Raw genomic sequence first — 22,733 nt, forward strand, 5'->3', positions numbered from 1 at the left:
TTTGGTTTTTTGGTTGTTTTGTCGCTACCAAGTATTGACCAAATTTAACCTACGTATAGCAAAAGTGCGTCGGTTTCGTTCATTATAACTATTTCTGTTCGAGGTATGCTTGAATGTTGTTTGAGGCTACCTTAACATCGTATTTTAACCCCTCTACCATTCCCTGCATGAAATGATCTGGTGCCCCGGATTGGGTATGGAATTCAATTCCACTGCAGCTCCCCACCACGGCGCCTATATCCATAAACAAGCTGCTGTATTCCCCTGGATGTCTCATTAATTCGCGCTGCAATCTTTGCGCGATCGGGAAGACTTGATTGTAAATGTCAGTAGGCGCCGCTAACCAATCGACTTGGTTTGCCATCGCGACGAACTGCTCTAGATCTGCGGCAATCGGGTCAGCCGGCTTTTGCTCGGAGATAGGCTTTGCTGCGACAGATGCGGCCTGGGGTGGAGTTTGTGAAGTTTGATCCTGAAATGGTGCGGGATCCGACTTTTTCGTTACAGGCGCTGGCGTTACAGGTTCCTCCACTGGTGCTACTTCCTTTTCCGTGGCTTCAGAAGCTAGAACAATCTCTGTTGGCTCGCTCACAGGTTGCTGCGGGATCATCGTTTGCTCAGCTAGTATTTCTTCGGCCCCCTCTGAAGTTACCGTACTATCCACCATAAATAGGATGCCAGAGATACATAAACAGGCGACGCCAAGGGAATAATAAATCCTTTTCATGCGGTTGCCTCCTCTTTTCCTTCATAATGACGAAGAGTACGAACAAGTTGCTGATGAGTCGGCTCGTCCAACACGATGGGCAGCTTCTGAATATACGGTACAATAACGGCATCCTTGCACACGTGGAAGTCCTCGGGTATTCCTTCAATGATCGTCCGATCATTGGAGATGCATAGTACACCATAGATCGGAATCGCACAATCCATCGTTTTGACGATTTCCCGGACCAAGCCCTCCTGATTCGATAGCTGAGCTGCCGGATCAGAGTGAATCACAAATTCCCCATTACTACCAATTTGCTCAAGACCATTCATCGTGAAAGAAATTTGGCCTCCATAGTTTTTAGATTCAATGTGAACAACTCCGCAAGGTCCCACCACAAGGTGATCCAATTGATGTTCAATGCGATCAAACGAAAGGTGAATATCATTAAACACTGTGTACGCCTCTCTATCAAGGGCTTGCAGACGTAAACGTACGTTTGGCTCCCCCTGTTCTCCCGCCTGTTGTTGTGCTGCTGTAACATGACGATGGTCAATACCCCGCTGATTCTTGTGCTGTTTCGATGGGGCAAGTCGTCCCTTTAAAAGAAAGAACACACCCAGCACCCCAAACAGGATCGCTAGCATTTGCATTTTGATACTCTCCTTCATAGCTTATCTGCTTTATACCAACAATAATGCCAGTAATGAGCCAAACTTTTTGTCATCCAGACCACAAAACTACTTTTTCTTTAAACTAGTAATTAAACCTCTTCGATCATCCTCTGCACATTTAGGAAGTTGGTAGAGAATTCTGTCCCCTTCCTGAAGATTTAATGGTTTAAGATCTTCTACAGCTTGCTCGGATAAATGGGCTCGGACGATGAAGCCAAGGAGCGGAACTTGGTACTCGATCACATTCTCCTCGATCTGCCTGCGGAAGATAGCCTCTTCGTAATGGTCACCTACTACTTGGATTTCCGCTGCTGTCAGGCTGTAGCATGGTGAAACATAGTGCCTAAATTCCGGGAGCTGTCCGCTGCGCCAAATCATCATTTCACCAATATTGGTGATGATTTTTTCGCCATTCATCTCTACATAATCAAAGTCATGCAGATCGAAAGTTCCGTTTTCACCCGATTCTTCAATTCCTAGACCAGAAATGGATGATTGTAAATAAGAAGCAAGAGTAAAGATTTCCGCAGATTGTTCTTTCTCTAAAGAGATCGATAGCTGACCTTCTTGAACTCCTTGAACAATTCCTCCTGCGCGGATTTCCCATCGATTTTTGAGGAATTCCTCCGATTTTTGCTTATCTCTTATAAAAGCCGTGGTATACTCCGGATCTGTTTCAGAGTACCCTTGCTCAATTCTTTCTCTTAAATCTCTTTTGACTTGTAATAGGATCTCATATTCCATACGGTCGATTAAATCCTGCTGATTAAATGCTTCTACCTTTTCTTGCAGATTTTGATCTGTAGGGTTCAAAATGATTTGTTGATCAGAATGCAATAAAACCCCTTTGGATCCATTCCATGTTACATCTTTGATCTCTTCTAAAGTCTGCTGATCTCTGGCAATCGCAATCGCACCGTCAAGGGCAGCGACATAGGTCTCTTCCTTGGAACTGTCCACTACCACATAGTATAAAGTTCCTCGGACTGCCATCACTTCGGTTGGTGTTTCGATCTCATAAGCATCTGCATTCATTAGTTGTTTAACTTTGTTCCAAATTTTCCCCGATTCTAGCTTAATAATCGTTCTTTCATCTTCTTCTTTATTTTGATCCAGCTCTGCAAGGGTGATCCTCGTTAGGCTACCAATCATCGCTTCTGTTCCATCCGCAAACGCAATCCGCGCCACGGAATTTTCACCGGTCTGAATTTGCTGCCCCTCTTGGACAACCACCTTCTGATCAATCGATTCTTCCTTCCCATCCCGGATGAGGTTTGCTGTTCCTTCGATCAATTCCACCGTTGCTTCACGCGGAATGCTGTATCCTTGAGTAAAGATTGAGCATCCGGTAAAAACAGAGATCACGAAAATAAAAATAGAAAACAGTAAAATAGTTCTTCTCTTGTCCACCTTGACTCTCCCTCATTTTTAACATCTAATCGAAAAGGCCAGGTGCAACAACACCTGACCGCTAGTAAGCAAACCTTTTGAAGGTCATTTTGGATTGTTTACTTCATTCTTTTCATGATCGCCATGCTGCAATCGTCCATGGTCCGCTGTCTGATCACATTCTCCAGGTTTTTATGCAGCGCATCGGTCAGCGTCTCAACCGGATGTTCATCAAACCATCCTGAAATCACTTTTAAAGCTGGGGCAAGGGTGTCATCCTGTTTTCGATGCATGGTTTCTGTTGTTCCGTCAGACATCAGAAAAAAGGCTTGAATCTCATCAAGTTCTCCTTTATAAATCCTCAAATGACTTGCTGCATCCTTGCTGGTTGTAAAATACGTGCTGTTTGCATATTCCCCATTCTCAGGGTAGGATAAGGTCCCTAGCCCCTCTTCTTTTTCCACTGCGATCAGTCCATCTCCTAGATGTCCTGCTAAATAGATCTCATCTTTGACCGCTGCAAATAAAAGGGTCGAGGAAAATTCACCAAGAGATTGTTCCTGTTCCTCAGCCAGCTCCGTCAGCCGAGTCAACACAACTTTCAATAGTTCTCCGGAGATCTCCACAGGGTCCTTTGCAATAAGCTCATCATAATGTTCACCAATATAGGCTGTTAGGGTTTGAAGGGCCGCTTCGGCTCCAACATCTGACTTCTTGGCAGAACCTGCGCCATCAGCCAGAGCGATCATGAAGATCCCTTCAACCTCTGAACAAACGGTGCGGTCCTGGCAGGGGAGTTCTTCCTTGATATGCGAACGCCCCACGACGAAGGCGCTTGCCTGCTTCCATGTACTCAATTGCTTCACTCCTATAAGGAAAGATCTGCCCAAGGGTTAATCGGTAGAGCCTTGATATCTTCCCCAGGTGTTGAACGTGATTTCATCGTAATACTCTGACTCAGCCACATAAAGAACTCCTTAAAATGAAGTCCTTTCAAGCGAACGGGCGGAAGTTTCGGTGAAAATTGCTGCAGCGTCTCCATGTGTGCTTTGTCCCCGATCCCGATCGGAAAGATGGTCAGTTTTTTATTGTTAATTAAATCACTTGTTCTTCTAGCAGCAATAGAAATATCATCGGTTGGTGCACCGTCTGTCATTAACACCATCCATGGTTGATAGTAACTGATCCCAAGGGATGCATAGGTTTTTTTACGGGCTTCCAGCATGTCCAAAGCGAGGTTTACCGCTTCGCCCATGGGCGTATTCCCACTTGTTGTCAGATAGGGAACGGTTTGCTTTTCAATGCTGGCAAATTCGACTTCTTTTTGGACTCCACCGCCAAATGTCACAATCGCAATTTCCGCTGAAAGGGAGGCCATCTCATCTGCGAGAACCTCCTCCATAAACATTTTTACGCCACGGTTCAACTCGTCAATCGGCTTTCCGCTCATTGAATAACTAGTATCCAGCACTAAGCACACCGGTACACGTGCTGATGGGTTGTCAAGCAAGTCTTCGTCAAATAATTCAAGATTAGACATGGTATTCTCCACTCCTTATATTCCAAGAAATTTTTTTATGATACCAAACAAACCAGTTGATTGTTGGTTGTTTTGTTTTTGACGCTGCTGCGCCCTTGGCGGAGGTGTAACCCTCGTGGAAGACGCTGGCCTTGTCGAAGAGGTTGTCCGCGTAGAAGATGGTGTCCACGTCGAAGACATGGCTCTTGGCCGCTGAGTTGCCGGTCTCATTGTTGGCCTTTGTCTTGGCGCAGTCTGCTTAGCTGCAGCTGCTTCATTTTTAGCCACCTTCGTCACCTTCATGATCATCAGACAGGAATTACAAATATAGCTCTTCCCATCCGCGTCAAGATCGCGCTTTTTATTAATGTGCATGATAAAAGGGGTGTTACACTTGCTGCAGGTTACATGCGCCGCATCATCGTCGGCAATTTTGCTGGATGTCGGCCAGATCTCATCATTGGTATGTCCCAGTTTAATCTTGCGCCGGTACTCCTCGAGCACAGAGACCCACTCAGCGGTAGTTAAACGGTTATTCTCCGAAAAGACTTGATAGAATCTCTTTTTCAATGCATACGTAAAATGACTCCAAATATAGCGCCATACCCCATCAGGGGCATTCCCGCGATAATCGCCAAAGGGATAAGGGAACTCCATCTTTTTAATATCCTCGCCAGGTGTTCCTCCCCCCTGATGGGCGTAAGGTGTTTTTCCAGGCATCAAAATCATGAACACTAATGTAGCTACGGCAAAATATTCATGTTTAAATGTGCGAAGATATTCATGATACCGCATCCCTTGTGTTTCCGGAGGAGTAAAGTTAATCGTCCCCACCGGGCATGGATAATTTACAATCTGATAGCTATCTGTATCTACCAGGTACACATCATTTGAATCCTTGATCATTATATTAAACGGGTTAATATCCCCAATAATAATGTTTCGTTCATGCAAATATAGAACCTTGTCCAAAATATTTATGGCTAGTTCTACAAGGCTGCTTCTTGTCCAATGTGGAAAGTTCTTTTGCAGCAGTTTTTTATGGAACATCGAGGTTTGCATTACCTTACCCTCTGCCTTGTCCATCACATATCCAATATATTCGCCTTTACTATTTGTCGCGAAATCTTTCGGCCAACAGATTCCTTTCTTCTCAAAGGGAATCTTTAACATTAATTTTAATTTTTCAATTCGAGCTTTTGTAATCTGCGTGTAGATCTTACAAATCATTCCATTGCTAGTGAGAAAAACACTTCCTTCTCCACCGCTGCCAATTTCTTTGACTAATGTCAGTTCCCCATATTTTTGGGTTCGTACGCTTTCTCCTTCTTTGGGAAAATAGCTGACAGGGATCACCGTGTCGAGCCCCGTTTCCACTTTCGTTCCTAGTGGGAGGCGATGAATATTCTCTTGCATTTTCAAAGGTCTTGAAGCCGGGTTTGTAGCTGTTTCCCTTTTTTTTCGGTCCAGTTCATGCTGTTTAACACCCTTCACCCAAGGTTGAAGCCTTCCCTCACGATCAAGATAAAAGACCTTAATTATTTTTGAACTCTTAACAGAACCTTGTTCATTTAAATCTTCAATATCTCTGGCAAAATTGCGGTCCTGTGTAATCATCGCCAAATGGAACTTGGTTCGATACTTCATAAACATGGCTAGAATGGCTTGATCCTGAAAAGGATCATCCGGATCCTGATAAATATCCAATATTTTATGTGTGTGGTACTGATTAAGCAATTTGGCTGCTACTTTCGCTTCCTCTGCCCGCTTTTTATCGTCCCCTTTGATGTGCTTGTTCACTTCTTCAATAACTTTTCCCGAAATTCGCACCTTCTTCTGGTGACTATGAAGAGCTGCCGGAAACTCTTGTTGCAGAAATTTCGTTCCTTCCGGATACATCCATGAACTTGTGTCAACAAAAACGATATAATTTTGAATCAGATCAGTAATCTCCATCCATTACTCCTCTTGGGCAGGTGTTTGGAGGGACTGCTTCAGCTCGTTTAATTCCTCCTCCAGATCCATAAATAAACGGATATATTTCTTCGGTACTATTGTCTGCTTTGCAAGCTGCAAGGACATGGCCTCCTCCGACGCAACTTCAACTTTCTGCAATAGCGATTGAACAATTTCTAGTTTTCTGTTTTCCTGCTCGGGGGTAATCAATGCATATTCTTCTGTCATTTCCATTGGTTCTTCTTCCTCCTCTTGAATCTGTTCTGCTACCTGGTCAGTAACCCCTATCCCTTCTTGTTCCTGCGATACTACTTCCCCTTCCAAAGGGAGGTCGAACAACGGTTCAACATGTGGTGAAATCAAGTCAGCATCCACTTCCAGCGGATCGATTTCAGGTTCCGATGACTCTTGCTCTTGCTGATCATCTGAGAGACTCGTCAATTCATCAAAAAACGCTTCCAGGTTGGATGGATCCCAATTTCTATTTACTCCTAGAAACTCGTCAACGGGCTTAACCATCACTTTTTCCCCATGATTTAAAAGATGCATTTCAAATACAAAAGAGCCCCTCTTGGGAACTGTGAAAAATTGAACGTTTGCGGTTGGTTTGATGACTCCTCTTTGTTTCAGGGCTTCAAACCATTCAATAATTTCCGATGGCTCAACCTCCGTATCTACTAGATGAGACCAAATCTCATATACGGGAACTGCATGTTTATGGCTTAGCCATTGGGCCGTGATATCTACAAATTCTTCCTTTAAGCAGGATTCCAGCAAACTCATGCTAGTCTTCTCTCCTTTGGTTTAGGTCGTCTTTCCTGTTAATAAGGTCACCACACGATTGATTTCCGTTTGACTCAGTGAAGTGTGCTGTTCATTTTTTATTATGAAATTTCGAAGAGCGGGCGCTCCATCGGAAAACGTGAAAACTGGGAAGTTGGAGCCATGAATCGCTGCTTGTGCGTCGGGGTTTGAAAAATAAAGCAACCCATTCACCCAAACATTTGTATTGTAGTATTTCAAAAAGTTTGACAGGTGGTAGACTTGTCCACCAAGCGGTTTAAGCGGATTACGGATTCGCTTGCTATACTTGCCACCCTTTCGTCCTGTTTTATGCTGCGTTAATTGCGCGTTATCGGCATTCCCCTCTATAAAACCGTTCATGTTTTTGACCTCAAGAAGGAATACCCCTCCTGGCCCTACGATCACTTGATCGAGGTACATGGTTTGCCCTTCTGAGAACAATTCCACATTACTTAGAACACTATAGGTATCTGGCAGCGAAGAACATACCTTTTCCACGTATTTTTCTCCTGATATGGCCGCTTTTAGAGGTTTATATCTCGCCGCATGTTTCCCTAGCTTAAAAAAAGAGACCAAAATAAAAAGAAAAGCAACGGGACCCAAAATAGAGAGACTGATAAACGATAGAAATGATAGAATCCCCCACTTTATGCTTTTTTTCCTAGATTCCTCATATTGTTCTTGCAAAGGATTGTAGCCCGCAATAATGTTTGCCATTTTTACACCTCCTTTCTAAATGTGGGAAATAGTTCCTTTTAATTATTATAATAGATAAAATAGAACTATGTTAAGGGTAAAGTAGTTTGTAGGTCCTATAATTTTATCATGGCATGAATCTATCATCTTTTTTGTAGTTTGAACTACAGATGAACAATCCGCCCTCTTTTAATAAGTAGGACTTTTTTCTTATTTCAAAAGATATTATAATTACACTTGCTGTAGTAAATTTTTACTATTTTCACGTCCAATATGGGGGTTAGAGAGGGAATCGAATGAAAACTAGAATAAGAATCTTTTTATCCTTTGGTATTATTTTCCTGCTAATACTAGCACTGGGGGGCTATCAGTTTATCCAATCCGACAGCCAACTTCAATATTTAAAAGAAATAAAGGATCGAAACTTGCAATCCTCCCTTTTGGCAGACGAGATGAAGCTTTCGGTGGTGCAGGTTCAACAGTTTTTATCGGATATTAGTGCAACACGCGCACAAGATGGTTTAGATGATGGATTTGTCAAAGCTGAAGAATTTCATTCCCTATTTACAAAGGATCTTAACAGACTAAAAGAAATTAATCCGAATGAGGGAGAACAGTTAGAAGCAATCCGTTCATCATTTGAAACCTACTACGCCTTCGGCAAGAAGATGGCCCAAACATACATCGATGGTGGACCTGAAAAGGGAAATCAAATGATGGGTGAATTTGATAAAGTCTCAATGGATATTCAGAAAAAAGTAGATACCTATCAAAAGGATAAAATCGCTGCAATTAACACCTCGATTCAAAATATAGAAGGTTTGCTTGCTGGAAATGAACAAATATTTGTTATATTCGTCATAGCAATCCTGTTTATTGCTATGTTAATCGCCTTTCTGCTAAGCCGCTCCATTTTAGTACCACTAAAAAAGCTAGAAGAGGCGACGGCGATTATTGCCAATGGCGATCTTCGATACGAAATTACATTAAAGTCAAAGGATGAATTTGGTAACTTAGCAAAATCCTTTGAACATATGAGGAAAAGTCTTAGTCATCTCATCCAAAAAATCAACTTTACGTCTGAACATATTGCCTCCTCAACCGAGGAATTATTGGCAGGAGTTGAACAAACAAAAAAAGCGACGGAACATATCACGGGGGCAATACAAGAAGTTGCATTAGGGTCTGAAAAGCAGGTGGCCTATGCCATCGATTCAACCCAAGTTGTGGATGAAATATCAAAAGGAATGAATGAAGCAGCCTCATCTGTTCAGTCGGTAGCCGATCTTTCCTTAACCACGAATCAAAAAGTAACCATTGGGAAAAAGGTCGTGCATGACACGATCCAACAAATGAATGTCGCTCAAAACAAAGTAGAAGCGACTGCAGAAGTCATACAAATCTTAGGGGAAAAATCGAAATCGATTAGTCAGATCGTTGAAATCATTACACAGATCTCCAATCAGACCAATCTATTAGCACTTAACGCGGCTATTGAAGCTGCTAGAGCTGGAGAATTAGGAAAGGGCTTTGGGATTGTAGCCGATGAGGTTAGAAAATTAGCGGAACAATCGAACAGTGCTGCCGGGGACATTCACCATCTAATTGCACAAATTCAGTTGGAGGTCACAAAGGCTGTTGATTCAATGAACGAAGGAACAGCGTCTGTTAACGATGGGATCCATATGGTTTTCCGGACGGAAGAAACATTTAACGAAATGGTGGGAATGATCGAAGAGGTTTCCGCACAATCGCAACAAGTTTCCTCCATTATTGAACAGGTCAATGCCGGATCGCATGGAATGGTTGAGATGATCGAAGGGATGGCCTCCATCTCGAAGAAGGCCTCTAGCAATACACAAAACGTAGCGGAAGCTATAGAAGAACAAGATGCTTCTATGGAAGAAATCAAAGAGTCGGTTGATACTTTAAACCAAATGGCGATCGACTTGCGAAATGTGGTAGAGCGGTTCGAACTGTAAAAAGCACACAAAAAATCCCTATTGGCTGATAGGGATTTTTTTCATGCTTATAGAATCAAACGGTCCAAGGTTTCGACGAGTGTATCGATTTGAGGTTTGCCAACCTGTGCATCGGCTCCCACTATATCCCCTTTATGTTTTAGCGCATCTGAAACCAATGAGGAAAAAATGACGACTGGCAATTGCTTAAGATCCGGATGTTCTTTCACTCTTTTGGTTAAGTGCAATCCATCCATTTGTGGCATTTCAATATCTGTAATAACGAGATGATAATGGTGGAACAACTGCTCTTCTTGGTAACCATCATTTAAAAAATCCCATAATTCCTTCCCGTTATCGAAAATTTTAAGTTGCGTATAGCCTGCCGTGTTCAACGTTTCTGATATTAACATGCGCAACATAGGTGAATCTTCTGCGATCAAAATTCCCTTTTTATTTCTCTCGGCTTTGTTCCCTACTCTTTCCGCACGTTTTAAGCTAACACCAATATCTGGATTAATGTCTGTTAGGATTTTTTCATAGTCTACCAATAAAATCATTTTGTCCTCAAATTTAATCACCCCAACCACAGAGCTTGCCGTCTGTTCCATCATACCTGTCACCTTTTCAATGGCCCCCCATGAAATACGGTGGATTTGATTGACCCACTCGACATGGAAGATCACCTTGGTTTGGTTAAACTCGGTGATGACGAAGATCCCTTCACCTTCTTTCAGCTCTGTCGGAATCCCTAGGGCTCTTCCAAGGTGAACAACGGGTAGCACCTCATTTCGAAGTTGAATAATCCCCTCAAGGTACGGATGGGAATGAGGAATTTTCGTAACCGAACTGGCAGCCGTAATCTCCCTGACCTTGGCTACGTTTACTCCTAAACATTGATCTTTTCCAATTCCTAACTCCAAAACTTCTAATTCATTTGTGCCGCTTTCTAATAGAATTTCATGTGATATATTTTCTTCTTTCATCGGATCTTCAAACCTTCCTTTTTCGTCCATGTGCGTTTTGCTTTGGTATCATATTAGATAATGATTATATACGACTTTATGCCTAATTTGTAAATGATTCGCAAGATTTGTAGAAACTTTTTTTACTAGCTGTATGTAAGGATTATGTGAATTGAACTGACTTTCGGTTTAGGCAACAAGCGTCGCGAACACCAGATGCGTTTCGTTGTGTCCACCAACACGTAAAAAGTTGCACTTCCCCCAAAAAGTAGAGAATTTTGTCCTGACACAACCAAAACAGTTCATAAGACACATAAAAATTAAAAACGTAGTCCTAATTACCCAAAAACCTCTCAAAAAACATCATCCATTCCAACCAGGTTTTTGTGCTTACAACCTAGACAAATACAAACATTATCCCTTCCCCCTTAATCCCAACAATAGGAAAAATGCTATAATTTAGAACGATCAAACGGAAAAATAGTAAATTAGACCTAATACCAAGGTGTTCTTATGTAACTAGAGACCACCTTTAATCTAAGGTTTTTGTTGAATTATAGCGAAAATGTGAGAAAATTAGTTATATCAATTATGGTGGTGTAACTAGTGCTCTTTTCTCCTAGACTTAAACCAAATCAGAATTGCTTAATATCTGGTCATAATCTCCTAGTTATGCAGAAGTTGTTGGAAGAGGGGTTGGCGAGTGAATTTCAGCTCATATACTTTGATGGGCCTTTTAATTCTGGGCGCATCTTCTCCGCCCCCCATCCCGAACTAGGTGTCGATTTAGTCAACCCATGCTACGAAAGGGAAACGATCACACAATTTAATAATCCATCCATTTACATAGAAGAATATCGCAAACGGATTTTGGCTGCCAAGGAGCTGCTGCGCGAAGAAGGTTTTATCGTTTTGCAGTGTAATGCGAAGATGGGTCATTACCTAAAGGTTCTTTTGGACGAAATCATGGGAAGTCAGAACTATTTAGCGGAAGTGATCTGGAAGGTAAGCAATGAAAGAACTCCGCATTCTTTTCATTTTGGTTATAATCACGAGGTTCTGTTGTTTTACAGTAAAACAGAACAGTATTTAAAGAAAAACATCGCAACCCTTTCCTCCCTCTGGGATGATGTCGGTTTCTATGAGACTTTGGATGACGAAAATACGTTTTACCCTTCGCAAAAACCCGAGAAATTGATGGAGAGAATCCTTGAACTGACGACGATGCAAGGGGATTTAGTAGGAGATTTTTACTGTGGAAGTGGCTCTTTCCCTTTTACTGCAGCTAGAATGCGCAGAAAGTGGATTGCATGTGACCAAAATAATAATGCCATTCAAATTACAAAAAATCGTTTGGACAAGGCCGGATATAAGTATCAGGACTGTATACTGATCAACCGGTTCAAGCCGGAATGGTTCGATGGTACAACCTATATCAACAAAACGCCTATTCCTGTCTCTCTTCTAGAACTTGAGGGTTTAAAAAAATCAACAGGCATTTCCTCACCCATTACTGTTGAAGCAATGAATTTCTCGGCAGATTGTGATCTTGCTAATGAACATGGAATCTTCCATTTCCATCTTCTGGTCCCCCTCATCAATTCAGATGGAATTGATTCAAAGGAATGGACTACCATCCCGCGGCCTGTACCGTTTCAAAGCGATGGCGGTTATCGACTGGTTGTCCCTGATCCTTTCAAATGGGTCCTATACAACATCGTGCATGTTCAGATTGATGAGAAATGGAGAGAATACCATTTTAGCTGGTCAAATTTAAAAAATAGAGTGAACGGTTTGCTTGAAAAAATCAATAATAGATGGATCGAAGAGGTTTTTTACTATAAAGAGCATGTCGAATTAAAAGACATCTTTGGTTATCGTTATCATTTAAAACGGCAGAAGGAGGTTGGCTAATGTCTATTAAAACAAAGCTTTCCATCATTTTCTCTTGCATCGTTACGATTATTCTATTAGTCAATAATACCCTTCACTACCTCACGGTTCGTGAGCAACTGCGAATCGACCAGGAACGCCAGATGGAAATGGTAGCAAAGGAAATCGGGATCGCCATTGAACATTCAAAGTATGGGGCACAATACGTTGAGGAATTAATTGGCCATGAGCTTCGTACCGCTGCTATTGCCGTCCAAAATGCACTAGATCCTGATATCGATAAGGTCACGAATGAGCAGCTTATGGAATTAAGAGATAAGCTGCAAATCTCCGAAATTACTTTAATGAAGGAAACTGAAGATGACATCATTATGCAGAAGTCATCTGATGAAAAAGAGTTAAACCTTGGTACAAAAGAATGGGGATATTGGTATACGGCATTTGAGGAACTGCTGGATCTCAAGGAAGTCACCACCCCCTACGGGCAAAAACTTCCTCATTACTGGGCGGGCCCGATCGACGTTTCTAGCTCTAATCCTGATGAAGTCAATAAATGGGGTTATTATTATGACGGGACTACGAACTATATTATTAGTCCCTACCTGAGAGCAGACCAAATCGCCAAATTTGAAAAGCTGACAGGTCCGCAGGCAATCCTTGAAAAGACACTGAATAATAATGATACGCTGCTAGAAATAACCGGGATTAATCCCCATACTTTTGGCAAGGATCCAATCATTACGCAATCCAACGGTGTTTCTTATATTCGCCAGGAAGACCGCCCGATCATCTTTGGAAACTATAATTACAAACAGGAAGCCGAAGACATCGAAACCGTCCAACTGGCCATCAAGACGAAGGCCATTCAAAGTTACGAGACGGAAATTAATGGGAAGCACGTCATTAAAAGTTTTTACCCCGTGATGGGTGACACACCTTATGTGATTGGGTTAGTAACCGACTACATGTTTATCCAGGAGATTTTGAACGAGCAGCTGTATAGCAACATTATTATTTCTATTGTTCTTCTACTCATTGTATTTTTAGCTAGTTATCTCCTAGCCAACTATATTGTTCGTCCGATCCATTATATTCTAAGCAAAGTAGAAGAAATTTCAAAAGGTAATTTTGGTGCTCGCGTAAAAAATAGCTGGAAAGACGAATTAGGCTTATTAAGTAACGGGATCAATATGATGTCTGAGAATCTGGATAACTATACGAAACAAATCCGCTATCAAGCAGAGCACGATGCATTGACAGATCTTCCGAATCGCCGTGCCTTTACGAATGAACTAAAAACCTATATTGAACAGGCGAAGGAAAATGAGATCATTGCTGTGATGTTCCTCGACTTGGACCGTTTCAAGTCGATCAACGATGGCTTCGGCCATACGATGGGTGATCAGTTGTTGATTGCTGTTGCGGAAAGAATGCAACAGACATTAGGACAGGTCTACCGGATTGGTGGCGATGAATTCACCATTCTACTTAAGGATACGACTAAAAACGAGGCCGATGACCTGGCACAGCAAATCCTTTCGCTGCTTTCCCAGTCCTTCACCATTGGCGGGCATGAGGTTTTCGTAACAACAAGTATCGGTATCAGCTTATACCCTTATGATGGCCAAAATGCAGAAGTCTTGGTTAAAAATGCGGATATCGCGATGTATCGAGCGAAGGAAGGAAAAGACACCTATCAATTCTTCAGCTCAGATATGGATGAACACCTTTTCAAACGCACCATTCTTGAAGGAGAACTTCGAAAAGCGTTGCGGCAAGATCAACTACAGCTTTTCTATCAACCAAAAGTAGATTTACGAACCGGCCGGATTACAGGTGTCGAAGCGCTGCTTCGCTGGTTCCACCCAGAGTTTGGCATGGTACCTGTAGGAGATTTCATTCCCATCGCTGAGGAAACGGGATTGATCACACAGATCGGCGATTGGGTCTTGAAAACCGCTTGTGCGCAAAATAAGAAGTGGCAGCAGCAAGGCTTCCCGCCAATGAGAGTAGCTGTCAATTTATCGGCAAAACAATTTCAGCAAGTGGATCTGGTTAAAACCATTGTTGATGTTTTAGAAAGAACCAAGCTTGATCCCCAGTATTTAGAGCTTGAGATCACAGAAACTGTTGCGATGAACAAAGCAGATTCTGTCGTTGATAAACTAAATAACTTGAAGGCTTTGGGAATCCAGCTGGCCATTGATGATTTTGGAACCGGCTATTCTTCCTTGAGCTATCTGAAGAAGTTCCCGATCGATACACTAAAAATTGATCGTTCCTTTATCCGGGACATTTCCAAAGATACCGATAACGAAGCCATTATCACAACGATCATTACCATGGCCCACCACCTCAAGCTAAACGTCATCGCAGAGGGTGTGGAAGAAAACGAACATCTTTGCTTCTTGAAACAGCATGATTGCGATCAAATCCAGGGCTTCTTGTTCAGTAAGCCATTGTCTGTGGCCGATTTCGAGAAAGCTTTCCAGGGATTGCAGGAAGTTGCAGTGGGATATCAGAAAGATACGGAAAGTTAATAGAATGGGAAAGGGACTCCTTGTGAGCCCCTTTTTTAGTGTGGGAAAAGGTTTGTATTGTAATTCATAGTCTACTCATTTATGATAGGATACTGAATTATCCTTAGAAAAAGGCAAACTTATCGAAAGGTAAGGACGCAAAACTACAGATCTACTGTCTTCTGGCTAGGATGGCTGGGTTACCGGGAGGAGAAAAATAAGATGGTGTTAAACGCAAAACAAATTCCGATCAAAGTGTGGCTGATTATTTTCGTCAGCTTTCTAACCCCTATACTGTTCGAATTTTTGGCTGCAAATACGGCCTTTATGGAAGAATTTGCGTCTATTGTTTGGCTGCTTCATTTGATTCCTTCTACTTTCTTTTCCTACTATTATGGGTTAAGAGGAGGCCTTTTTTCCGCTTTCTTATTTATTATTCTTCATCTCCTTGTCGAATTAATAGATAACCCTGAAGATGAAATTTCTGTAGGTTCGTTATTAATTTTAGGGGAGATCTCCTTTGCCAATCTTCTCCTCATCGTGCCAATCAGTCGTTTATTTGTAAAACTTAATAAAGAAAAATTGCAGTTGGAATCAGTAACTACTGAAATGACGAAAAGAAAAGAACAACTGCAAAATATTTTTGATAATCTCGATGTAGCGATCTGGTCGTTGGATGTGCAAGAACAATCCTTGCAGGTTTCTACCGAGCTTGAAAGAATTTATGGTGTTTCTCGTGAAGAGATCGTGATGAACCCTGATTCTATTTGGAGTAAAATGATTCACCCAGAGGATCGATTCCTTGCAGAGAACCTAGATCAGCAATTATTTTCAGGTCAACCTGGGAATGCGGTGTATCGAATTTTAAGACGAGATGGCGAAGTCAAATGGGTACAGGATCGAGGGGTACCTATTGTAGATGCCTCAGGCAAAGTAATCCGAATTGACGGTGTCGTCATTGACATCACAGAAATGAAGCTGGCTAATGATCAGATCAAAAAAATGGCTTTTTACGACCCTTTAACAGGACTACCGAATCGGCGATTTTTTGAGAAAAAGTTGTCTGACACCCTAGCTCAAGCCAAATCCCGAGAGGAGCAGTTGGTCATTCTATTCATGGATTTAGACGGCTTTAAGAACGTAAATGATACGTTAGGCCATGAGGCCGGGGATCGTCTGCTTCAGGAAGTGGGTGCTCGCAGTAAAAAATGTATGGGTCCAGCTGATCTTATAGCAAGATTAGCGGGCGATGAATTTACCATATTATTACCTAATGCCAGTGTGGAACGGGCTATAGATGTTTCGCAGAGATTAATTGATGAGATACAAAAACCATTTCTTTTCGCTGACAACCAGGCGAGAGTTACCCCGAGTATCGGGATATCCTTGTTCCCAGAGCACGGAGAATCGCCTGAGAACCTGGTAAAAAGGGCCGATGAAGCGATGTACCGGGCGAAAGCAATGGGGAAAAACAATGTTCAGGTCTATAAAAATGTAGGTGTGACGGAATAAGGGGGAATTTCTCCCCCTTAATCCCAATTATAAAACTGGTACTGGTTCTTCCCCTTTTCCTTTGAACGATAAAGGGCCTGATCAGCATGCCTGTGAAAGGACTCCGGGTCGACCCCATCTACAGGGGCAATGGCGATCCCCATGCTTACAGATATTTTCTCTCCATCAAATTGCAAATCCCTCTGCGTGCACAAATCCTGCAAGTTTTCAATAATCCCTTTCGCGACCTGCTCGGCTTCCGCTTTACTTGTGATGGGCATCACGATAGCAAACTCGTCACCGCCCCAACGGAAAAGGATATCCTCTTTTCGCACGATTGATTTCATCCGGTAAGCTACTGCTTTTAGCAATTCATCCCCTGTTTTGTGCCCTAATCGATCATTCACTAATTTAAAATTGTCTAGATCGATCAACAACAACGCAGTGTTCCCCTTGTTTTCTTGCAGAATTGATGCCAATAATTCATCAAATGCCGCTCGGTTCTTCAAACCGGTAAGACTATCGTGAAAGGCTAGATACATAAATCGAGCAACCCAGTTGGAAACAATAAACGACAGGAAAATCGTAATGATTAAGACGATGGCCAACCGCCAAATAAAGGTCTTCCTCTGCTCGTCAAGGATTAATTGCAGTTCCTTTTCGTTGTAGACAATTTCCAAGACCTTATTCTTTGTCGTGCCCGTGTCCAGATTTGAAACATAATGAACATAGCGGAAGATCGCCGGTTCACCCCTCCACTCCCCTTTGATTTCGATAGTTTCTTTGGAGGATAACGTCTGTTCAAACGCCTTTCTTCTCACTTGCGGTAGCTTCGTTTCATCCAAAACAGGCTCCCCTAGAGCATAACCGCCTATATTTAAAACATTCATCGCATACACGGACGGATACCGCTGAACCAAATCGTTCATTGTCTTTAGGAAGTTAAATTCCTTAAAGATCCTCCCATCCTCGAGAGATATCCCCAACTGGATTAAGTACTTTTTATCGGGGGTGGCCATGTAACTATACTTCTTTATGACCCCGGTGTGCTGTTCAATATCCATTCCATCTGCATAAAATTCCCCCGAAGCTCTTCTCTTTTCTAAAATAGGGACGAGCTTCTTGCAACAAACCGTAAAATCCAGACCAAGATCAGACGAAAGGCTGCTATGGGTGATCACGTTCTGCTGATTGATCATGTAAATATCGAAATTAAGAGCATCCTTTAACTTTTGGAAATCCCATTGATCCAAATGAGGGTTCTCTTGATAGCGCTCTATGACGAAATGGGACGCCGCTTCCATTTTTGTGGCAAGATCTTCCCCAAATAAAAAGTAAGCTTTTTCGATAGTCTTTAAGGAATACTTCACCGTTTCTTCGATTTGCTGTACCTGAAATTGATTATGTTCAATAAATTGTTCCTTTAATTTTAGATAATCCACCGTTGCAATCGTAAAAGAAATCACAATCGCAAACAAAACCATGATTACGGTTATTTTTAGTCTGAAATTCACTTGGTCCCCTTCACATATCTAATACTTGAATTTTGATAAGGATTGATGTAAGGCTTCTGCCATCTCCGAAAGATTATTAGCCATCCCATCGATCTCTTGCATCGCAGCGTTTTGCTGCTCCATAGTCGCCGACAATTCCTCCGAACCTGCTGAGGATTGTTGGCTAATCGCTGCAATATTTTCCACAGCTTGTACAGCCTCCTGGTTTTCTTGTTCGATGCGTTTGGAAGCCTCATTCACTTCCTTCATTTGTTTAACCATATCAGCAACATTTTGGGCGATTTCGTCAAATGCCCTCCGATTGCCAACAATCGCCTGGGATCCCCTTTGGACGGCCTGCACCACACCGTTCATGGATTGTTCAGCCTCCAATGTTTCTTTTTGCACGGCATCAATGATCTTTCCAATCTTCCCCGTGGACTCTGCAGCCTGCGTGGCAAGCAGTCTCACTTCATTAGCGACAACTGCAAATCCTTTTCCTTGTTCACCAGCTCGCGCTGCCTCAATCGCAGCATTCAAGGATAGTAGGTTGGTTTGTGCTGCAATATCATTGATTACTTGGAGAATTTGATTAATCTCCTTGGATTTTTCACCTAGTTCCTTTACAACCATTGCAGTGGTGGCAACCTTTTCCTCGATCATTTTCATCTGCTGCATGGATTGTTCGGCACTTTCGATCCCCTTGTATGAGGACTCCTCCGTTCTTTTGGAGCGAATCGTCATTTTCTCTGTATGCTGATTAATTTGTTTCATTTCCTGATCGACATGTTGAATCTTTTCAAAGGTGTCGTTGGAAAGCTGGGCTTGTTCTGTAGAACCGGCAGCTAATTCCTCGGTTGTGGCAGATACTTGTTCTATGCCCAATTTAATTTCATTGGTTGAGGCGATTAATTCTTCACTAGAAGCAGCAACCTGATCGGAAATGCCTGCGGCATCTTGAATTAAGACTCTCATATTTTCCGTCATTTCGTTCATCGCGTTCGCCAATTGGGCAATTTCATCCTTTGATTTAATCTCTAGCTTTTCTACTCTTAAATTCCCTTTCGCCATTTGATTGATTTGCTCTACCGTTTTATGAATGGGACGAACAAGGGCCCTAGCAATGAAAAAGATGACAATCCCAAGAAGAATCGTTCCAACTGCACCCATCAAGATGCTTAATGTTAATAATTGGTTGGATTCCTTCTTCACTTCCTCCTCTGGGATGGATACCAAAAGCGACCAAGGTGTCGTCGTATTCCCTACAAAAATGGGAGAGTAGACTTTATAGACATCCCCTTGTGTGACCGGTGAGAAATCTATAAAAGAGGCCGTTTGACCTGACTCCACAGCATTCTTAATTTGATCCACGGCGCGAAGTCCCGGAATCTCATAATTACTTTTCCCTACTAAATCTTGTAACTTATGGGCTACAATTATCCCCTGATGCGAGACGATGGCGCCGAATCCCGTTTCATAAAGCTTGATCGTAGAGTTGATTTCCTGTAGGAAATCTAATGAAATATCGACCCCTACTGCCCCTACCACCTTCCCGTTTATTTTTATAGGAGAAACGATTGAGGTCATTAACACTTCCCTTCCTCCAACCTCATAGGCATAGGGTTCCAGGATTACTTCCTTCCCGCTCTCCTTTGCAAGCTGGTAATAATCTCCTTCTCCCTGTTGATCATACCCTTTTAAGCCCTCAACACTTACTTTTCCATCCACCTTTGTCCAATAAGGGATGAATCTCCCCGTTGTATCATGTCCTAAGGTTCCTGCGAATTCGCCATCTTTCCCGTCAAATGCATTCGGCTCCCAAGCGGTCCACGTACCAAGGAAATGTTTATTTTCCTCCAATGCTTTCTTTAACATCGAGTTGGCCAGCTCACGATCCGCCTTATTTTCTTGCACCATGACAGCAAAATTGGAAGCCAACATCCTCGTTGTATCCATGGTAAAATCAAGTTCTGCATCTACCTTTTTTGCCTGTTTTTCCCCTTCGGCAATCGCTAGCTGATTCGCGTAGTCGACGGCAAAAGTGCTTGTCTTATACAGCGTAAACCCGAGAACAGATCCAAAAATAATAAAGCAAGTCCCTAACACGGATATTAATATCTTTGTAAACAGATTCATTTGTTAATTTCCTCCATCTTTCGGTTCAATCCTACCCGTACGTATTCTTTCGCTTTGTTTTGTATTTCGTAATATTGTTGGGTCAAAGTCTCAGGTGTTAAAGGGGGGCTAAAAAGATATCCTTGAACTTGGTGACACTGCTTTTGCTGCAGAATGGATAATTGATCAATTGTCTCTACGCCTTCTGCAATCACGTCAATATTCATTTTTTGCGTGATAGATATAAAAGTTGTGACAATGACGTCATCCTGTTGATCATGCACAAGTCCACGGATAAAGGACTGATCAATTTTAATTCGATCGATCGCTAACTGTTTGAGGTACTGTAATGAAGAATAGCCTGTGCCAAAATCATCTATACTGATACTCACTCCTAACTTTTTCAGTTTTAACAGTGCTTCTCTTGATTGCTCTATATTAATCGTCATACTTTCGGTGATTTCTAGTTCCAGGCAAAAGGGGGATATGCCCGCTTCTTTCAGAATTCCTTCTACTCTCTCAGCAAGATTTTCCTGGTAGAATTGCAGGGTGGATAGATTCACTGCGACGCCCATAGGGGCAAAACCGTCATCCTGCCATTTTCTGAGTTGTTGGCAAACCTTGCGAATAACCCATTCCCCGATGGAAATAATTAACCCTGTTTCTTCGGCAATCGGTATAAATTCAGCAGGGGAGATTCTTCCCTTTTTCGGGTGGTCCCAACGGAGAAGGGCTTCTAGCGCAATAATCTTTCCTGTTCTCGTATCAATTTGTGGCTGGTAGAGAACATGAAACTCCTTATTTTCAATGGCGCGGTACAGATCATTGGTCAAGACCAATCTTCGATAAGCCTTTTCATCCATGCTTGGATGGTAAATCATACAGCTGCTCTTTTGATCTCTCGCTTCATTCAACGCAACATGGGTATTTTTTAATAATACGTTGACGCTATCTCCGTCTTTGGGATAAATGGTCACGCCTATCCGCACATTCATCTTTAGATCCAGCAGTTGCACTTGTATCACAGATTCAAAAGCTTTTTTAATGAGCAGGCAAATTTCCTTGATTTCCTTTTCATCTGCTAGATGGGGTAAGGCAATGACAAACTGGTTGCCCATCATCCTGGCTAGGATGATCTTAGGTGGCAAACATTGCTTCAGGCAATTGGCCACTGACTGTACAATTTGATCGCCCACATGGTATCCCAGGGAGTCATTCATCATTTTAAATCGGTCAATTTCCAACATAAAAAGCGCCAATCTCTGTTTTGGATCCTTCTGCAGCCGCTTCATCAAATCTTCCATAAAAAATCGTTGGTTAGGCAAGCTGGTTAACTCATCGTAATAGGCAAGATACGTGAGTTTCTCCTCCGCTCTTTTTTGATGCAAGAAAGGTTCCTCTACGGAAGAGAAATACAGACTTCTTAACAGGTAATAGTAGCCCATTAATTTGAAACAATGTCGGATAAAATTGGTTATATCGTAAACTCCAAGGTAAAGCGTAAACCTATATTCACCTATCGAAAAATAAACCAGTGAAACGATCAGCATAGGGTAAGGGGTTGAATCTTGATTGCGTTTGAAATATAGGATGAGCAATGTTGCAAGGTGGAGAATGATGACGAGATACTCTAGGGAATTTTTCAGTGAAGTAGTCCCTTCCCCATCCACCGCTAAGGTGGGTAGGGCATCACTCTTCCATATAATACAAAAAGACCATATGAAAAAATAAATTAGAGAACATGCATACATCAGCCATCTTTTCCAGGGAAGAAGCTGCTTCCTAGGGGATAAGACAATAAGCAGCAGTGAGAAAGCCAATGTTATTCTTGAAACCACCCAAAACCATGTGGCCTTATGTGCTGAACTTTCCGTGAAGAAAAAGGGCATGCCTTGATAATTGAAAGCATGAAACAGATCAAATAATCCCATACAGAAAAACAAGGATCCAATAAATAAATGGCGGTTAGAAAGTGTGTACGGAAAGATCATCCACGCCTGAATCGCAATCGTAAAGGATACAATCAGGCTCGACAATTCTAGCAATGTGTGAATGGATAGATAATTCTCCACACCAAAAACACCGTACAATTTTTCTCTAAAGATGAAAACCAAGGCAATAATGAGAAAAGGAAGAAGTAACGATCGATATGCTACCCATATATCCTTGATTTGCTTCAAAACCCGTTTCATCTGTTTTCTCCTTTGATCCGCCATACTCCATGGAGTCTTACGAAAATCAATTCTTGCAAAAATGTACAATTGATTTTAAGTAGTCTGTTCCCTGTTGTTTACACTATGAGAATATTGTTTAATGAAAAATATTTTCACCAAACAAAAATAGTCTATATGTACTAGACTGAATCTTAAATAAACATTTTTTAGTGGGATATTTTGCCTATTTATGTCGTAATTTGTACAATGATTTTTATTTTATTTATTTTTTACGTTTTGTCAAGTGTAAATGGTTCTAATTGTATAATATTTATGTATAATGTAATTATTTTTTAATAACATTAAAACATTGCAATATTTTTTTCAATATGAGTA

16 protein-coding genes and 1 riboswitch are annotated in these 22,733 nt (G+C 41.9%); of the genes, 4 read left to right on the forward strand and 12 right to left on the reverse strand.

Features of this window, described 5'->3' with window-relative positions:
* Positions 1–88: 88 nt before the first annotated feature.
* From J2Z37_RS22885 to J2Z37_RS22920, 8 genes are all read right to left on the reverse strand, one after another.
* Positions 89–727 carry a hypothetical protein gene (locus J2Z37_RS22885; RefSeq protein WP_209812654.1) on the reverse strand — a complete coding sequence of 213 codons (639 nt, stop codon included), beginning with the start codon at positions 725–727 and terminating at the stop codon, positions 89–91.
* The gene (locus tag J2Z37_RS22890; protein ID WP_209812655.1) at positions 724–1,362 is read right to left on the reverse strand and encodes a nuclease-related domain-containing protein; all 639 of its coding nucleotides are present in this window, start codon (positions 1,360–1,362) and stop codon (positions 724–726) included. Before J2Z37_RS22890 ends, J2Z37_RS22885 begins: the two co-directional genes overlap by 4 nt.
* Before the next feature lie 87 nt (positions 1,363–1,449).
* Positions 1,450–2,793, reverse strand: a complete 1,344-nt coding sequence (locus J2Z37_RS22895) for a FecR family protein (protein WP_209812656.1) — start codon at positions 2,791–2,793, stop codon at positions 1,450–1,452.
* Between the two features lie 98 nt (positions 2,794–2,891).
* Entirely contained in the window at positions 2,892–3,629 is a 738-nt protein-coding gene (locus J2Z37_RS22900) for a PP2C family serine/threonine-protein phosphatase (protein WP_209812657.1), read from the reverse strand.
* An 11-nt stretch (positions 3,630–3,640) separates the two neighbouring features.
* Entirely contained in the window at positions 3,641–4,312 is a 672-nt protein-coding gene (locus J2Z37_RS22905; protein WP_209812658.1) for a vWA domain-containing protein, read from the reverse strand.
* Between the two features lie 15 nt (positions 4,313–4,327).
* Positions 4,328–6,247: a protein kinase domain-containing protein gene (locus J2Z37_RS22910; RefSeq protein WP_209812659.1), complete on the reverse strand. Its 1,920-nt coding sequence runs from the start codon at positions 6,245–6,247 to the stop codon at positions 4,328–4,330.
* 3 nt (positions 6,248–6,250) lie between these two features.
* Complete coding sequence (locus J2Z37_RS22915) at positions 6,251–7,030, reverse strand: hypothetical protein (RefSeq protein WP_209812660.1); 780 nt, start codon at positions 7,028–7,030, stop codon at positions 6,251–6,253.
* Between the two features lie 21 nt (positions 7,031–7,051).
* Positions 7,052–7,768: a nuclease-related domain-containing protein gene (locus J2Z37_RS22920; protein WP_209812661.1), complete on the reverse strand. Its 717-nt coding sequence runs from the start codon at positions 7,766–7,768 to the stop codon at positions 7,052–7,054.
* A gap of 275 nt (positions 7,769–8,043) precedes the next feature.
* On the opposite strand from J2Z37_RS22920, the gene J2Z37_RS22925 reads away from it, so the two are divergent.
* Complete coding sequence (locus tag J2Z37_RS22925) at positions 8,044–9,729, forward strand: methyl-accepting chemotaxis protein (RefSeq protein ID WP_209812662.1); 1,686 nt, start codon at positions 8,044–8,046, stop codon at positions 9,727–9,729.
* A gap of 47 nt (positions 9,730–9,776) precedes the next feature.
* Here the strand turns inward: J2Z37_RS22925 and J2Z37_RS22930 are convergent, their stop codons facing one another.
* The gene (locus J2Z37_RS22930) at positions 9,777–10,724 is read right to left on the reverse strand and encodes a chemotaxis protein CheV (RefSeq protein ID WP_245204162.1); all 948 of its coding nucleotides are present in this window, start codon (positions 10,722–10,724) and stop codon (positions 9,777–9,779) included.
* A gap of 621 nt (positions 10,725–11,345) precedes the next feature.
* Here J2Z37_RS22930 and J2Z37_RS22935 point away from each other — a divergent pair.
* The 3 genes from J2Z37_RS22935 (at position 11,346) to J2Z37_RS22945 (ending at position 16,597) form a co-directional block, all read left to right on the forward strand.
* Positions 11,346–12,587 (forward strand): DNA methyltransferase, encoded by a 1,242-nt coding sequence (locus J2Z37_RS22935; protein ID WP_209812663.1) that lies wholly within the window; start codon positions 11,346–11,348, stop codon positions 12,585–12,587.
* Complete coding sequence (locus tag J2Z37_RS22940; protein WP_209812664.1) at positions 12,587–15,106, forward strand: bifunctional diguanylate cyclase/phosphodiesterase; 2,520 nt, start codon at positions 12,587–12,589, stop codon at positions 15,104–15,106. The genes J2Z37_RS22935 and J2Z37_RS22940 overlap by 1 nt, the downstream gene beginning before the upstream one ends.
* Before the next feature lie 102 nt (positions 15,107–15,208).
* Positions 15,209–15,293, forward strand: a riboswitch (cyclic di-GMP riboswitch).
* A 14-nt stretch (positions 15,294–15,307) separates the two neighbouring features.
* Positions 15,308–16,597 carry a diguanylate cyclase domain-containing protein gene (locus tag J2Z37_RS22945; protein WP_209812665.1) on the forward strand — a complete coding sequence of 430 codons (1,290 nt, stop codon included), beginning with the start codon at positions 15,308–15,310 and terminating at the stop codon, positions 16,595–16,597.
* Positions 16,598–16,614: 17 nt separating this feature from the next.
* Here the strand turns inward: J2Z37_RS22945 and J2Z37_RS26050 are convergent, their stop codons facing one another.
* Genes J2Z37_RS26050 through J2Z37_RS22960 form a run of 3 tightly spaced genes read right to left on the reverse strand, consistent with a single transcriptional unit; the run spans position 16,615 to position 22,376 of the window.
* Complete coding sequence (locus tag J2Z37_RS26050) at positions 16,615–18,090, reverse strand: diguanylate cyclase domain-containing protein (protein WP_209812666.1); 1,476 nt, start codon at positions 18,088–18,090, stop codon at positions 16,615–16,617.
* 18 nt (positions 18,091–18,108) lie between these two features.
* Positions 18,109–20,205 (reverse strand): methyl-accepting chemotaxis protein, encoded by a 2,097-nt coding sequence (locus tag J2Z37_RS22955; RefSeq protein ID WP_209812667.1) that lies wholly within the window; start codon positions 20,203–20,205, stop codon positions 18,109–18,111.
* Positions 20,202–22,376, reverse strand: a complete 2,175-nt coding sequence (locus J2Z37_RS22960; protein WP_209812668.1) for a bifunctional diguanylate cyclase/phosphodiesterase — start codon at positions 22,374–22,376, stop codon at positions 20,202–20,204. The genes J2Z37_RS22955 and J2Z37_RS22960 overlap by 4 nt, the downstream gene beginning before the upstream one ends.
* Between the last annotated feature and the right edge of the window lie 357 nt (positions 22,377–22,733).

It is taken from the genome of Ammoniphilus resinae (genome assembly GCF_017873965.1).
Taxonomy (GTDB): Bacteria; Bacillota; Bacilli; order Aneurinibacillales; family RAOX-1; genus Ammoniphilus_A; species Ammoniphilus_A resinae.